Source organism: Corynebacterium sp. H127, assembly GCF_037482665.1.
Taxonomy (GTDB): Bacteria; Actinomycetota; Actinomycetes; order Mycobacteriales; family Mycobacteriaceae; genus Corynebacterium.
Map to the genome: position 1 here is coordinate 1 of NZ_JBBHKY010000008.1, position 15238 is coordinate 15238.

At 57.5% G+C, this 15238-nt stretch carries 15 protein-coding genes and 2 pseudogenes; 6 read left to right on the forward strand and 11 right to left on the reverse strand.

Translation table 11 applies throughout. From position 1 onward, the window contains the following. Positions 1 to 121: 121 nt before the first annotated feature. From WG936_RS09080 to WG936_RS09090, 3 genes are read right to left on the reverse strand one after another with little or no spacing between them, the layout of a single operon-like run. Positions 122 to 1126, reverse strand: coding sequence for a hypothetical protein (locus WG936_RS09080; RefSeq protein WP_339572731.1), 1005 nt, complete (start codon positions 1124 to 1126; stop codon positions 122 to 124). After that, complete coding sequence (locus WG936_RS09085; protein ID WP_339572732.1) at positions 1127 to 1969, reverse strand: ABC transporter ATP-binding protein; 843 nt, start codon at positions 1967 to 1969, stop codon at positions 1127 to 1129. Next, positions 1966 to 2349 carry a GntR family transcriptional regulator gene (locus tag WG936_RS09090; RefSeq protein WP_339564882.1) on the reverse strand — a complete coding sequence of 128 codons (384 nt, stop codon included), beginning with the start codon at positions 2347 to 2349 and terminating at the stop codon, positions 1966 to 1968. Before WG936_RS09090 ends, WG936_RS09085 begins: the two co-directional genes overlap by 4 nt. Before the next feature lie 231 nt (positions 2350 to 2580). Here WG936_RS09090 and WG936_RS12280 point away from each other — a divergent pair. Next, positions 2581 to 3154 (forward strand): annotated as a pseudogene (locus WG936_RS12280) (NYN domain-containing protein); the annotation flags it as partial. 299 nt (positions 3155 to 3453) lie between these two features. After that, a pseudogene (locus tag WG936_RS12285) lies at positions 3454 to 3798 on the forward strand (NYN domain-containing protein); the annotation flags it as partial. A 74-nt stretch (positions 3799 to 3872) separates the two neighbouring features. On the opposite strand, the gene WG936_RS09100 reads toward WG936_RS12285, so the two are convergent. Next, positions 3873 to 4745, reverse strand: a complete 873-nt coding sequence (locus WG936_RS09100) for a PspA/IM30 family protein (RefSeq protein ID WP_339572733.1) — start codon at positions 4743 to 4745, stop codon at positions 3873 to 3875. 106 nt (positions 4746 to 4851) lie between these two features. Continuing rightward, positions 4852 to 5238, reverse strand: a complete 387-nt coding sequence (gene trxA / locus WG936_RS09105; RefSeq protein WP_339564879.1) for a thioredoxin — start codon at positions 5236 to 5238, stop codon at positions 4852 to 4854. Positions 5239 to 5423: 185 nt separating this feature from the next. Here trxA and WG936_RS09110 point away from each other — a divergent pair, with 185 nt between their 5' ends. The 3 genes from WG936_RS09110 (at position 5424) to WG936_RS09120 (ending at position 9130) form a co-directional block, all read left to right on the forward strand. Continuing rightward, positions 5424 to 5627 (forward strand): heavy-metal-associated domain-containing protein, encoded by a 204-nt coding sequence (locus WG936_RS09110; RefSeq protein ID WP_339564878.1) that lies wholly within the window; start codon positions 5424 to 5426, stop codon positions 5625 to 5627. Positions 5628 to 5736: 109 nt separating this feature from the next. After that, a complete protein-coding gene (locus WG936_RS09115) occupies positions 5737 to 7914 on the forward strand; it encodes a heavy metal translocating P-type ATPase (RefSeq protein WP_339572734.1) in 2178 nt (725 codons plus the stop codon). 70 nt (positions 7915 to 7984) lie between these two features. Beyond that, a complete protein-coding gene (locus WG936_RS09120; RefSeq protein WP_339572735.1) occupies positions 7985 to 9130 on the forward strand; it encodes an MFS transporter in 1146 nt (381 codons plus the stop codon). On the opposite strand, the gene WG936_RS09125 is transcribed toward WG936_RS09120, so the two are convergent. The 3 genes from WG936_RS09125 to WG936_RS09135 are packed head-to-tail and all read right to left on the reverse strand — an operon-like array spanning position 9127 to position 12080. Next, complete coding sequence (locus tag WG936_RS09125; protein ID WP_339572736.1) at positions 9127 to 9942, reverse strand: fumarylacetoacetate hydrolase family protein; 816 nt, start codon at positions 9940 to 9942, stop codon at positions 9127 to 9129. The genes WG936_RS09120 and WG936_RS09125 overlap by 4 nt on opposite strands. A 2-nt stretch (positions 9943 to 9944) precedes the next feature. Then, positions 9945 to 11447 carry a replicative DNA helicase gene (gene dnaB, locus WG936_RS09130; protein ID WP_445227807.1) on the reverse strand — a complete coding sequence of 501 codons (1503 nt, stop codon included), beginning with the start codon at positions 11445 to 11447 and terminating at the stop codon, positions 9945 to 9947. Between the two features lie 39 nt (positions 11448 to 11486). After that, the gene (locus WG936_RS09135; protein ID WP_339564873.1) at positions 11487 to 12080 is read right to left on the reverse strand and encodes a TetR/AcrR family transcriptional regulator; all 594 of its coding nucleotides are present in this window, start codon (positions 12078 to 12080) and stop codon (positions 11487 to 11489) included. A gap of 79 nt (positions 12081 to 12159) precedes the next feature. On the opposite strand from WG936_RS09135, the gene WG936_RS09140 reads away from it, so the two are divergent. Beyond that, a complete protein-coding gene (locus WG936_RS09140) occupies positions 12160 to 13326 on the forward strand; it encodes an alpha-amylase family protein (RefSeq protein WP_339564872.1) in 1167 nt (388 codons plus the stop codon). Between the two features lie 378 nt (positions 13327 to 13704). On the opposite strand, the gene rplI is transcribed toward WG936_RS09140, so the two are convergent. From rplI to rpsF, 3 genes are all read right to left on the reverse strand, one after another. Continuing rightward, a complete protein-coding gene (gene rplI, locus WG936_RS09145) occupies positions 13705 to 14157 on the reverse strand; it encodes a 50S ribosomal protein L9 (RefSeq protein ID WP_339572737.1) in 453 nt (150 codons plus the stop codon). Between the two features lie 94 nt (positions 14158 to 14251). Continuing rightward, positions 14252 to 14878, reverse strand: a complete 627-nt coding sequence (locus WG936_RS09150) for a single-stranded DNA-binding protein (RefSeq protein WP_339564870.1) — start codon at positions 14876 to 14878, stop codon at positions 14252 to 14254. Positions 14879 to 14941: 63 nt separating this feature from the next. After that, complete coding sequence (gene rpsF, locus WG936_RS09155; protein WP_339564869.1) at positions 14942 to 15229, reverse strand: 30S ribosomal protein S6; 288 nt, start codon at positions 15227 to 15229, stop codon at positions 14942 to 14944. Between the last annotated feature and the right edge of the window lie 9 nt (positions 15230 to 15238).

The window sequence follows — 15238 nt, forward strand, 5'->3', positions numbered from 1 at the left end:
AGTTTCGCCAACGACTCGTTTTCCTACCGCCGCACACCCAAAGGCGGGGCGTTGTCGGTCGCGCTGACTCACATAAAGTTACACACCCCCAACCAACAACACAAACCCCCAGGTAAAACGGCTAAAATCCAAACCTTGGCTGCAGATTTTTCGGCGCGTAGCTGAAAACCATCCGGCTACGGAGCGGAATTGCGATTAGCAAGGACAACGCCACCATCCCAAGCGTCACCGCTGCCGTCAACCACGGGCTGCTCACTCGGCTACTGATGACGGCCGCCAGTCCAACCGAAATCGCCGGTATTACAGAAGCGCCTATGATGATCAGCCACCAGCGATGGGAAAACACGATGGTGCTATAGGCGCTGACAAGGAACGATCCCACCGCCAACACAGCAAACACTGTTGGCCACAATGACACTTGCGCTGGAAACGCCGCCCACAGGAACACAACGGCGAGCATTGCTAGCGTTATAGCTACAGCGTCACTCACCCAACTCAACTTGATCCATGCGCGCCGCGGACGGCCGAGGGCGATCCACGAACGGCAACTGTAAAGCGTGAGTATTGGCGGAACCCATATCAAGCCGAAGACCATACCAATATAAGAGGACATGTCCCCCAGCTCACGCTGCCACCAAGCCAATAGCCCGATGATCATGAGCGTCAACCCAAAGTAGATGAGCCAAGGCATCAGCATCGGTGCCAGCCCAGTTCCGAGCCAGGCTGGAAGCTGTGGTCTGGTACCTGCACTTTCCCGAAGTCCGCTGAAACTGCCCCGCCGGCCAAATTTTTCACCGAGATACAACCCAGTTAGAAACCCCACTGCGTAAATGACCAAATACAAGCTCAGGTACTGCGGATATCGCAATGCTGCGACACCACACATCGCAAGTGCTCCGAAGATATTGCTGATCGAGAAGGCGCGTCGCCATGATCGCTTTGGCAGGTTAAACATCTGATACTTGGTGCGCGAAATTAGGAAGGACAGCGGAAACACAAAATACCAAAGACTCAAAGCAATCCGCTCTATTGCTGTTTCACCCTGCAACATTGCAGCGTAAAACACACTCATTAACTGGAGTGGAACAATAGCCGGTTCAAAGAGGAGCGCCAGAAAGCGTTTCATTTAGTTCGCCTCCGTTCCCGCGGACAATGCCAGCACAGCGGTTTCCAGGTCTACAGGCTCTGCACGCAAGCCTTCTGGGACGCTACCAAGCACCGACATGTCCACGATCAGGCGCGAATAGCCGGCAGATTTCTCTCGACTGAGCACACCCGTAGATACTTGATCTGCGCGAACGTTGGGACCCAGGAGGGCGACAACACGAGATTGCAACTCGGGGGCTGTGGCGGAGATGGTGATCTTGCCGTCGTAAAGCAGGTGCACTGCGTCCAGGACTCGCGCAGACTCATTGATGTGGTGCGTGGAAAGTACGATGGTGCGCACCTCAAGTTCTTGCTCTTCGAGCACGGTGCGATAGAGGAGCTCCCGCCGCTCGGCGTCGATACCAAGGTAGGGCTCGTCGAGCAGGGTGAGGCGACAACGGGCGGCTAGCCCGAAGCACAGCAGCAATGCAGACCGTTGGCCTAGCGAAAGCTTTACATTGGGCTTATCGACGGGCACTTCAAAGCGAGCAGCCAACTCGTGGGCACGCGCCTCATCGAAGCTCTGCCAGCGCTGCGCAGCAAGGCCGAAGATCTTCTTGCCGGACCAACGCGGCATGAGAGGCATGTCCACACCGGCATAAATGGTCTGAGACATGGTGCTTTCATTATCCCAAGGCTCTTCTCCGAACTCACTGACCGTTCCGGAGTAGCGTTGCTGCCCGGCGAGCACGCGCATCAATGTAGTCTTGCCAGCGCCATTGGGGCCGATGAGCCCGTGGATAAGCTCTGGAGCTAAGTCCACATTGAGCCCATCCAAGACTGGTTCTTTGAAAGAGACGTTTAGGTTGTTGATGTGGATCATCGTTGCTCCTCATAGAGTCCGCGGGATTCCGCCACGCGGTCAATTAGTTCGTGGAGATCTGCTCGAGACATGTCGAGCTTGACCGCTTCATCGATCAGTGGTGCCAAATAGGCCGCCGGGAAAGCTTCTCGACGCCTGGCCACAATCACACTGCGAGCCGTACTGGTCACAAACATGCCGATTCCCCTTCGCTTCTCCAGGACGCCTGCATCCACCAGCAGCGTCAACCCTTTTCGTGCTGTTGCGGGGTTAATGCGATGAAATTCGGCTAGTTCGTTAGTGGATGGTGCGCGCTCTCCGACGGCCAACGAGCCCTCGACGATGGCATCTTCAATGAGGTCAGCAATTTGGCGAAATAGTGGTGCGGTTGATTCATCCACAGCACACCCCTTCGTTGGTTGGTTACTTATGTAACTAACCATAGAAGCAAAGCGTGAATAGCGCAAGGCCTCCCAGCACCTTCTGCGCGTCGCTACCCGCGACCAAAACAAACCCACTGGTCACACACCCCAGTGTGAGTCATATCGGAAATTTTTCGACGTGGAGGGGGGTTTTAAGGCATGCTGGTTATACACAACTTAGAAAACGCAAATGAACGGAAATTAGGAGCCATGCTTGAACGAACAATGGTCTTTGTGGACACGTCTTACCTGCTCGCGAGCTTTTACAACTCGTGGGAAACCGGAGCCCGAGCACAATTAGAAATTGATCTTCCCGAGGTCGTTGCCGTCATGGGAACGATGATCGAAAACCACATTAAGCAACCTATCCACCGCCAGTTCTGGTACGACGGCATCCCAGATACCGGCCCCCACCGTTACCAGCGCGCGCTCCGCACCTGCGATGGTGTCCAACTTCGCGCAGGTCAGCTCATTGAATGGGGCGAGCGTCGGACACAAAAGGCCGTCGACACGCGTCTCGTCGCCGACCTTGTCCTCGCCGGCGTACGGGGCACCTGCTCCGACATCGTGCTGGTCTCTGGCGATGCGGACATGATCCCGGGTGTCCAAGAAGCGGTCAACGCTGGCGTCCGGGTTCATCTCTACGGCTTCGGCTGGGACTCCATGTCCTCTGCCCTCCGCCACGCCTGCGACTCGACGACCATTCTGGATCCGCGCGAGGATTTCTCTGACTGCATGCAACTGCAGGTCCTCGAAGGGCCGCTGCCGCCAGTCGTACGGACCAAGCCCATCGGAGATGCCGAGCCTATCGACGTCGATGGCACCACCAGCTACAACGACGCTGTGCCACATTTCCCACCCCGGCCTGGGGAAACCACCCCGGTAAAGCCACGCGAAGACGATCGAGACTGCCTCTCTGACACCGAGCGTATTCAACTGTCTACCGAGCAGGAACCGGCATCGCGACAGCCCGATGAGGCTCCGGCCGTTCCCACTCCTGCCGTGCTCGCCCAACAAGCAGCGCAACAACAGCCCTCCGAAGTTGAGGACGAGGTGGAGGAACAACTCGATTCCCGCCCAGCCGCACCAAGCCCCTCAATGATGGCGCCGCGGCGTAAACTGCGCTCACGCTACGTACCGCTGCCGAACGAAGTCTGGGCCTCTGCCGGTTTCCAGACCCCTTTCGACGTGGGACAACAGTATGCCTCCTGGTGGTATGACAACGCCGCCAATGCAGAGCAACGCGACTCCGCACATCTGTTTTCAGGCGGCGGTTTACCACCCGAGATTGACCGTCCCCTACTCCAGTTCGCCTGCGAGACTCTCCACGAGTACACGCTCACAGAATCGCAGCGAGTCAGCCTACGCGACGGATTCCACTCCGGGATTCGTGGCGTGCTGATCAACCTGAACCGCCGCACGGACTAAACAGCCCTGTGCAACTAGCGGAACCTCCCCAGATCGAAAGATCCAGGGAGGTTCCTTTTTCGAACTAGCTGAAATTACTCTTCTTCGGCTGCCTTATCCGTCTTGGCATCCTTAACTTCGGAAACCGCCACTTCTTCTACTGCGTCTGCGTCCGCAGTAGCTGTAGCGTCCTTCGCTTCCTCAAGTTCCGCAGGAGAATCGCCTTTGCCGTCGCTAAGCTCCTTGCCAGCGTTCATCTGCGCACGGATCTCCTCGAGGCGAGCATTAGCCTTAAGGTCACTGCCTGCGCTTTGAATCTCCGCCATCCGATCGCTCATCGTGGACTCCGCTAGCTCCTGCGCGCCAAGCGCATTTGCGTAGCGACGCTCGATCTTGGCGCGGACGTCGTCAAGCGTCGGCACTGAATCATCCTTGCCAAACTGATTAATGGTGTCCATGGACTGGCTCACCTTATCCTGCATGGAGGCCTGATCAGCCTGGGCGCGCAGCTCATCAATTTGAGCCATCTGATCCCGCAGCCGCATCTCGGATTCCTTCTGCTGCTTCTTGGCCTGCTCGGCCGCAGCAGCCCCCTGCGTGTGCATCGCTTTCGTCTGCTCCAGCTGCTGCTCGACGGCAACCAACTGAGAAGCAAAAATCTCGGCAGTGTTAGTGAACTCAGCGGCCTTGGTCTGATCGCCCTCGGTCGAAGCCTTATCTGCAGCCATGATCGCCTGGCGAGCCTTGTCCTGGAGGGAATCCTGCTCCTTAACCAAGCGGTCCAGCTGCATTTCAAGCTGGTGCTGGTTACCGATTACCGCCGCAGCCTGCTCAGAGAGCTTGCGGTGTTGTTCCTTCGCAGCCTCCATCGCTTGCTGAATCTGCACCTTGGGGTCAGCATTTTCATCAATCTTCGCGTCCAAAGATGCGGAGAGATACTTCCAGCCCTTGCTAAATGGATTCGCCATGATGGTTCAACTCATTTCTGTGGATTTGACAAGTTTTACCCCATGGTAGTTGCAAATTTCCTGGCGCGCTGCCCAAAAGCGCAGGCTGGCGGTATCAAAAAGGTAACTAGTCAGACTCAGCTGCGTCCTGTTCCTTGTTCTGCTCTGCGACCTGGCGGCGCACGTCATCCATGTCGAGCGCCTTCACCTGAGAGATCAGATCCTCGAGCGCTGGTGCTGGCAGCACGCCAGCCTGGCGGAAGACCATGATTCCGTCACGGAAGACCATCAGCGTTGGAATCGACTGGATCTCGAGCGCGGCAGAAATGCCCTGGTTCGCATCGGTGTCTACCTTGGCGAACACCGCATCGGAGTGGTTTTCGGAGACCTTCTCAAACACGGGAGCGAACTGACGGCAAGGCCCGCACCAGGTTGCCCAGAAATCGACGAGGACGATGCCACCGCCCATGATTGTCTGCTCAAAATCAGCCTCGGTGATATTTACAGTTGCCATTACTTTTGCTCCTCAAAGATGTCGGTGTTGCGCTTTGCAGTTTCAACCATATCTACTCGCTAGTTATTCCTGCCCCCTTGCCTGTGATGCCAACCACGTTTTCACATTTGATCAATGATCAGTTAATAATGTGTTCTGATGAGGCATGAATAGCAACCCGGTTTCGTGAAAGGGCCAGATTTTAAGTGACCAAGAATTACCAGATCGAGGGCATGACCTGTGAGCATTGCGTGAAGGCAATTGAGGCCGAGGTCAACGAGGTTCATGGCACGCAGGGGGTCGATATTGACTTGGCCTCTGGGCGCATGGCTGTGCACGGCGAAGATTTCTCCGACGATGCAATCATTGAGGCCGTTATCGAGGCCGGCTATAAGGTCGTCGAACACTAGGTTCACCACCCCCTGCCGACCCCCATCGGGTCGGCTTTTTTAGTTGCCCCCCCCAATACCCCCTAGGGGTATATTGGGCGAGTGTTAGCACTAGGAGTTAGGGAGAATCATGAATACGGCCCACATTGAACTCGACGTCACGGGAATGACCTGCACTTCATGCTCCTCGCGCGTAGAACGCAAACTCAACAAGGTCGAAGGCGTAGCGGCAACAGTAAACTTCGCCACCGAAACCGCTAGCGTCACCTTTGACCCAGCCCTGACCAACCCGGCGGAACTCATCCGAGTTGTCCAGAACACTGGCTACGACGCAACCCTAGCCCAGGAAGAAGTACCGGACGCGGGTGCGGAGCACACTCGCTTACAAGACCGTTTGATCATCTCTGCACTGCTCGCCACCCCAGTTATGTTGCTCTCGATGATCCCCGCTCTGCAGTTCCCCTACTGGCAGTGGGTTGTGCTGGCCCTGGCAACGCCGGTGTACGGGTGGGGTGGCTGGCTTTTCCACCGCGCCACCCTCAAGAATCTGCGCCACGGGGCTTTCACCATGGACACGCTCATCTCGCTGGGAACCACCGCCGCATTTTTGTGGTCTCTCATCGCCCTGTTCTTCGGCGGGGCTGGCGCAGCGGGCATGCACATGCGGATGAGTTTCACCGGCCACGCCGCTCACGCTAGCAGCGGCTTGGATGCCATCTACCTAGAAACAGCGTCCATGGTGATTGTGTTCCTCCTGCTTGGCCGGTGGTTCGAAGCGCGTGCGAAAGGACGCTCCTCCGCAGCGCTCAAGGCGCTGCTCGATTTAGGTGCCAAAGAGGTGCACGTGCTTCGCGACGGCATCGAGACCGCGATCCCGATTTCTGAGCTAGCGACCGGAGAACATTTCATCGTTCGCCCTGGCGAGAAGATCGCCACCGACGGAATCATCATTAGTGGCCATTCTGCAGTGGACACTTCCATGATCACGGGCGAGTCAGTGCCGGTGGAGGTTACAGCTGGCGAGCGGGTCATCGGTGCCACGCTGAACAGTTCCGGACGGCTCCTAGTCGAGGCCACCCGAGTCGGCGAAGACACCACTCTCGCGGCCATGGCTCGATTAGTAACGCAAGCGCAAGCCCGGAAGGCTCCAGTACAGCGCACAGTGGACAAAGTATCGCAGGTGTTCGTGCCAATCGTGATTCTTGCAGCGCTAGTGACCCTGCTGGCCCACCTACTGGTGGGCTCCCCTGTCGCCAACGCTTTCTCCGCCGCCGTCGCCGTCTTGATCATCGCTTGCCCGTGTGCCCTTGGATTGGCCACTCCAACCGCGCTGCTAGTGGGCACCGGCCGCGGCGCGCAGCTCGGCCTCCTGATCAAGGGGCCGGAGGTACTGGAGGCCACCCGCAAGGTGGACAGCATCGTCTTCGATAAGACCGGCACTCTCACCTCGGGAAACATGCAAGTCACTGAAGTCCATGGCCCTAGCGATTCCCTCTCACTAGCGGCCGCCGCAGAACAAGGTTCCGAGCATCCGATCGCCCGCGCGATAGTTTCCGCAGCTGGCGAGGTACCGAGCGCCAGCAACTTCAACACTGAGGCCGGAATCGGTGTCAGCGCCACCGTAGCGGGGCAAGAAGTTCGGGTGACCCGCCCGGAAGCGTTGCCACCAGAGCTGGAGAATCGGGCCGCTCAGGCCCGCAGCACTGGCGCCACCCCGGTTGCGGTTATGGTCAATGGTCGACCATACGGCCTCCTGGTTGTCCGGGACACTCCCAAACCCGCGGCCGCCGAGGCCATTGCAAAGCTAAGAGAACGTGGGATCGACCCCTGGCTCCTTAGCGGCGACAACGAAGGCGCCGCGAGGGACGTCGCACAGCAATTGGGAATTGACCACGTGATCGCCAATGTGTTGCCGGCCGACAAGGTGGCGCAGGTAGCCAAACTGCAGCAGCAGGGCCACACGGTAGCCATGGTCGGTGACGGCATCAATGATGCCGCGGCGCTGGCACAGGCGGATCTGGGCTTGGCGATGGGGGCCGGCACTGACGTAGCCATCGAAGCCAGCGACATCACCATCATGAACAATGACCCCCGCTCGACAGTCGACGCCATTAACCTCTCTCGCGCGACGCTTCGCACCATTCGCGGCAATTTGTTCTGGGCCTTTGCCTACAACGTGGTGCTCATTCCAGTGGCTGCCCTCGGCTTTCTCAATCCAATGCTGGCGGGCGCAGCGATGGCGCTCAGCTCGGTGTTCGTAGTCACCAACTCCCTCCGTCTGCGGGGTTTTCGCAGCAGCTTCCGCTAAAACCGCCCGCGACCAGCCCAGCCCAGTCTATGGTGTAATGCGGATCACAAATACGAGGGCTGGAGGGTGAATGAACTGGTTGCGCATCGCTTTAGGCATCTTCATCATCGCCTTCGGCGCGAACACCTTTGCCCCGATGCTCCTGACCTACCGGTTGGAGACGGGCATGAGCGAATCCACGGTGACCTTCCTACTCGCCGCTTACATTCTTGGGCTCGTCCCCGCACTCCTCATCGGCGGCCGGCTTTCGGACCGCGTGGGCCGACGCGCCCTCATGCGCCCAGCCCTCATTATCTCCGCGCTTTCTTCTCTAGTGATCCTCTACGGTGGCTACCATTCCCCCACCATCCTCGGCCTGGGTCGCTTCACTTCCGGCATCGCCGTCGGCTTCGTCATGGCATCCGGCGCAGCCTGGCTCCGAGAAATTTCCGACGCCCCTGTAGCCGTATCGGCCAAAAGAGCAACGCTGGCCAGCACCGCCGGTTTCGCGGGCGGACCGCTCGTAGCGGGACTCCTGGCAGAATTCGCACCCTTCCCCATCGCTTTGCCCTGGATCTTTCACTCCGTGAGTACGATCATCGTCGCATTCATCGTCTGGACGCTTCCCGAAGTACCCGTCAACGGCACCATTACCGGCGGCTTCTTCCCAGCAACGGCACTCAGCGCGCGTTTCCTATGGTCGGTCGCAGCCTGGGCGCCGTGGGTTTTCGGCTGCGCATCGACGGCATTTGCGATTCTCGTCTCGCTAAGCAATCAGCATTTTGAACACCGAGTCGCCTTCGCCGGCCTAGTGGGGGCACTGACGATGGGCATCGGCATGCTCGTGCAGCCAATCGTGCCACGCCTGGGAAGAGGCTTCGTCCCGCCAGCAGTAATCGGCATGGGCTTCGCTTTCCTGGGCATGGTGTTTTCCTTCATCATCGCCCGCACGGACCAGCCGCTCTGGGTCTGGCCAGCAGTGATCTGCCTGGGTTGCGCATACGGCATCATGATGGTCTCCGGGCTGCGCGAAGTACAAACCATGGCACCAGTTAGTGAACTCGGCGGCCTGATCGGCATCTACTACTCCATGACCTACCTGGGGTTCTTTGTGCCCTTCGTGGTCTCACTTTTTGCACCACGCTACGGCTACGACACCGTCTTCCTCATCGGCATGGTCGTGATCGTGTTGTCGGTAGTACCGGTGAGCTACGTGATCAAAAAGTACGAGCCTTAAACAAACTGCACCCGGTTGCAGATGGCACCGATTCCCGCAATCTCAATCTCCACCACATCCCCATCCTGCAGGAAGCGCGGTGGTTTTTGGCCGGCACCCACACCTTCCGGAGTACCGGTAGCGATGACATCTCCGGGTTGGAGAGTGTAGATCTTGGAAATGTATTCGACGAGCTCAGCAGGGCTAAACACCAAATCCTTCGTCGAGTCATCTTGCCTGAGTTCGCCGTTTACCTGCGTTCTTAGCTGCCCGCCAGGCTGAAAATCCGTATCCAGCCACGGCCCGAAACCCGCGGTGTTTTCAAAGGACTTCCCCTGGTGCCACTGGCTCGTCTGATTCTGAAAATCACGCATCGTAAAATCGTTCATCACCGCGTAACCAGCAATATAAGGCGCGCCGTCGGACACGTTGCGAGCTGGCTTAGCGACGACCACGGCCAACTCCCCTTCATAGTCAGCCATCTGGTTGGCAAACTCCGGGACTTCGGCGGTGTCATAGGGGCCAATGAGCGCCTCAGGGTACTTGATGAACATGGTTGGCACAGCTGGCTGCTCATGCCCCATCTCGTGGATGTGCTTGGCGTAATTGAGGCCAACGCAGATGATCTTTCCGGGACGCGGAACGACTGGTGCGAAGTCTTCTGGGGTGAGCGGAATCGGAGTGCCGCTAGCGGCCGAGGCGATCGCCTCCCAATCGGCGTCGCCAAGCAGGGCGCCGACGTCAGTGAAACCGGCAATGGGAGTGGCGCTGGTGGCAGTTTCCATGCGGACGCAAGCAGTACCTGAGGATGTGCGGATGGTGGCAAGACGCAAGACTATCCCCTAGCTAGATCAACGAAGCGTGAGTAGTGCAGCTGGTGGGCTACGGCGACAGTATCGATCGGACCGCCACGGTGCTTAGCCAATATGATATCCGCCTCGCCGGCGCGCTCGTCATCCTTATCCTGTGAATCTGGGCGATACAGCAGCATGACCATGTCAGCATCCTGCTCCAGCGAGCCCGATTCACGTAGGTCGGCAATCTGCGGACGCTTATCGGTACGAGATTCCGGGCCACGGTTCAGCTGCGAGATGGCGATCAACGGCACATCCAGCTCCTTGGCCAACAGTTTCAAGGAGCGCGAGAACTCGGAGACTTCCTGCTGACGAGACTCAACTTTCTTACCGGAGCTCATCAGCTGCAAGTAGTCCACCACGATCATCTTCAGGTCATGCTTCTGCTTCAGCTTGCGGGCCTTCGAACGGATCTCCATCATGGTCAGGTTCGCGGAATCGTCGACGAACAATGGCGCCTGCTCGATCTGCCCAATACGATTAGCCAGCTTGGCCCACTGCTCATCTGTCATACGCCCAGCGCGCATGTCGGTGAGCTTGATATCCGTCTCGGCCGAGAGCATGCGCATGACGATCTCAGTCTTAGACATTTCTAGCGAGAAAATGACCGACGCCTTGTTGTGCTTGATCGAGCAGGAACGCATGAAATCCAGCGCGAGCGTGGACTTACCGACGCCCGGTCGCGCCGCAATAATGATCATCTGCCCGCCATGCAGTCCGTTTGTCAGGTTGTCCAGGTCCACGAAGCCCGTAGGGACGCCCTGCGCCAGGCCACCGTTCTCTGCGATCTGGCTGAGATCGTCCATGGTGGGCTCAAGGATCTGCGCCAAGACCTCATAGTCCTCAGTGGACTGCTTTTGCGCGATACCGAAAACTTCCTGCTGTGCGAGGTCAAGCACCGCGTCGATTTCCGCGCCCTCGGTGCCTTCATAGCCCAACTGCACAACTCGGGTACCGGCGTCGACAAGCCTGCGCAGGATTGCCTTTTCCGCGACGATCTCGGCGTAGTAGCGCGCATTGGCCGCAGTGGGGACGCTGGAGACCAGGGTGTGCAGATACGGCGCGCCACCGATCCGCTCGAGGTCATTGTTGCGGTCGAGGCGACCGCGGACGACGAGCGCGTCAACCTCTTTGCTCTCAGAGAATAGGTCAATGATCGCCCGATAGATGATCTGATGCGCAGGATGATAGAAGTCATCCGGGGTGAGAATCTCCACGATGTCTTCGATGGCGTGCGCCGACATCATCATGGCACCGATGACGCCCTGCTCCGACTCGCTATCGTGCGGCGGCTGTCGCCCGAAATCCCGGCCGCTCGGGCCTTCTGGCCGCCGATCCCGCCGCGCCCTACGCGCAGGTGCCGATCCAAACGCGGTACCGGGCAGGTCATCGTAGCTGGCCCCTTCATAGCTAGGGCTCTCGAAAGATGGCTCTGGGGGCAGCGGAAGATCCGCATCCTCAAAGCTGGCATTCGGTGTGCTCACATTAGCCCCTTTCTCCGCGCTCATTCCTGCCCACTCATGCTATCGCTTCCAATCTCCTAGAGCCCCTTCGAGTCCTCCAATGAGGACCTCAACAACCGGATGCTTTTCTTCCGGCTGGCAGCCCCGCAGTACCCATGACACCGCAGCGCTTTGCACGAAGCCTGGAAAGGACTGCACCGCATAAAAATCGTGGGCACTTGCATTAGGTTCGATGATCGCACGCAGGGTCACCACGAAGCTTTGCTCATATAGACGACGGACCTCATTGGATTCCCGCTCGTCGTGCCCGTGCAAGAAGTATCCCACCTCGTGTGGCCGCCGCAGTTCAGCGACATGATCGAGGTACGCCTCTAGCAAAGCAACGACCTTATCGCGCTTGCTTTCCTTTCCTTGCAAATAGGCGTTTTGCCGACTGCGCAATAAGCGGAAGGACTCAGCGAGCACTGCGGCAAACAATCCATTCTTAGATGCGAAATACTTATGCACTAAGGCGACAGAGACGCCTGTATCGCGGGCGATTTGGGCCACCGACACATCTTGAAAGCTATCAACTGCGAATGCTGCACTCGCCGTCTCTAGGATCAGCGCCTTGCGCTGTTCCGGGTTCATTCGAGTACGTTCGGGTCTAGACATGTTGACAGCATAGCGCGTGTTAGTGCAAGATACTCACTAAGAATTAGTGAGTGACATATACTAACGAAGGAGTTTTCACATGACACACTGGTCAGAGCATACGATCTGGTGGCACGTCTACCCGCTCGGATTCACCGGAGCGCCTGTTCGCCCCACGCCGGACGAGCGGATTCTTAGCCACCGTCTCAAGCACATCGAAAATAGCCTCGACTACCTCATTGAGCTTGGCTGCAATGGACTTGCCCTCGGCCCGATATTCTCCGCCCATACCCACGGCTATGACACCATCGACTTTTATAGCATTGACCCACGCCTAGGCAATATGGCCGATTTCGAAAGCTTAGTGAGCGCTTGCAAAAAGCGCGGAATCCGTATCATGCTTGACGGCGTTTTTAATCACGTCGGCAGCGATAGCAATTACGCCGAACTGTCGCAGCGTGACCATGTTTTCGAGGGGCACGACAATCTCCACACCTTAGACCACAGCTCCCCCGCCGTTAAGGAACTCATCTCAGACGTGATGAATTTCTGGTTAGACAAGGGAATTGACTCCTGGCGCCTCGATGCCGCCTACGCGGTGCCTATAGAGTTCTGGAGCTCGGTCATACCACGCGTTCACAAAGCACACCCAGACGCATGGATTATGGGGGAAGTCATTCACGGGGACTACCCAGCCTATGCTGCCCCCATTAATTCCGTTACGCAGTATGAGCTGTGGAAATCCATTTGGTCTAGCTTGGCAGATGGAAACTTCTTCGAACTGGATTGGACTCTCCAGCGCCACAATAACCTGCTCGATCATTTCATCCCCTTGACCTTCATTGGCAATCACGATGTCACCCGCATCGCCACCAAGGTGGGCAAGGCCAAGGCTGCGTTAGCACTTACGATCCTCATGACGGTCGGCGGCATCCCAGCTATTTACTACGGCGATGAGCAAGGCTATGAGGGAAGCAAAGAAGACCGCCTAGGCGGAGACGATGAAGTGCGCCCCTTCTTCCCGCTTGATCAACCAGACGGAAATCCGACGTTTGAGCTCCACCAGCGCCTGATTGCATTCCGCCGCAGACACCCCTGGCTCACCACAGCTCGGACGCAGCAACTCGAACTTGAAAATACGAGGCTACGCTTCCGCAGCACTGGAGCAAACCAGCAGGCGGTTGAAGTACTACTAGAACTTGGCGATGCCCCATACGCCCAGATATCCGTCGCAGAAGAACCGGATATCCACATTCAACTCACCTAGTTATCCACAGGAGGCTGGGGATAACTATGTGGAGCGGATGTGGAGAACTTTCACCCAGACGTATAGTTGACTCATCAGCACTCCAGGTTGGCGTTTGTGCAGGTCAGGCAGCATTCGGCCACGAACACCCTCCGACACGCGCTGCGAACTGGGCGTTTGACAAGCAGCATCAGCAGCGTTCTAGATTTCTTTGAAACTACCTGTTATCCCCAAATATCGTCCAGTTATCCACAACCCTCAGGCAGAGGTTTAGAGTAGTCACTCTGCCTGAGGAAACACGAAGCGGGCCCCACTCCCTCAGGAGTGAAACCCGCCACGTGCGCTGTTGTCGTTGGGCTATGAAATTAGCCGCCGTTGCATTTCATGTGCCTAAGAATATTAGGCTGCAACGACCTTAAAGTTGATCTTGCCGTCGATGTCTTCGTGAAGCTTGACCTGAACCTGGTAAGAACCGAGAGCCTTGATGTGGCCCTTTGGCAGATCAATGTTGTGCTTGACCAGCGATGGGCCGCCAGCCTTCTTCACAGCTTCAACGATATCCTGGGTAGTCACAGAACCGAAGAGCTTGCCAGAATCTGCAGTGCGAACTGCAACCTCGACGCCCTCAAGGCTGTCGAGCTGGGTGCGAACTTCGCGAGCGTGATCGATGTCGCGAATAGCGCGAGCTTCCTGGGCACGCTTAATGCCCTCTACCTGCTTCTCAGCACCACGGGTAGCAACAATTGCCATACCGCGTGGAAGCAGAAAGTTACGTCCGTAGCCGTCCTTGACTTCTACGATGTCGCCTGCGACACCGAGCTTGTCAACGTCGGCGGTGAGGATCAGCTTCATGATCCCTGCCTTTCCGTTTATTGGCCCTCGCCTGCACTGAGGCGAGAAAAGTGTAATTCAGTAGTTCTCTGGGGTGAGCCTAGTTCTAAGGGAATCAGAACGGGGGCTCGTCGTCTGCGCCACCGAATCCACCGCCAGCAGGAGGAGCGCTGTTCCATGGGTCATTCTCCGGGACCGGCTGCGTGTTTTGGCTGCTACCAAAACCGCCCTGCTGGCCGAAGCCACCCTGGTTACGCTGCTGCGGCTGCTGAGCGCCACCGCTGAAACCGCTTTGGCCGGCACCTGCCTGTGGAGCTCCCTGGGAGCCACCACCGAAGTTACCGCCACTGAAGTTGCCCGAGCCACCCTGGCCACCAGAGGTGGCGCGGTTGACCTGAGCGGTTGCGTACTTGAGAGATGGGCCGACTTCGTCGACTTCCAACTCGTAAACGGTACGCTTCTCGCCTTCGCGGGTTTCATAAGAACGCTGCTTGAGACGACCTTGGACGATGACTCGCATGCCCTTGGTCAGGGTCTCAGCAACGTTTTCTGCTGCTTGGCGCCACACGTTGCAAGCAAGGAAAAGAGCATCGCCGTCTACCCACTGGTTCGCGTTACGATCGAACGTGCGTGGCGTAGAAGCAATTCGGAAATTCGCGACTGCTGCACCCGAAGGGGTGAAGCGCAATTCTGGGTCAGCAACGAGGTTGCCCACCACGGTGATGACGGTCTCTCCAGCCATATCCTTGCCCCTGTTTTGCGTGTGTTAAATGCTTATGTGGATTCGAGTCTATGCGTATCGCTCTTAAGCGTCTACGCGCAGGACCTTAGTACGCAGAATGTCATCGCTCAGGTTGAGCAGACGATCAAGTTCGAGCACGGTTGCGGACTCGCACTTGAGATCGACGACGGCATAAATGCCCTCGTCCTTCTTGTTGATTGGGTACGCCAGACGGCGCTTACCCCAGATGTTTACCTTTTCCACGGTGCCGTTTTCCTTGCGGACGACTTCGAGGAACTTGTCTAGGGACGGGGCTACGGTGCGCTCATCCTGAGATGGATCAAGAATGATCATGAGTTCGTATTGACGCACGGACCTCAT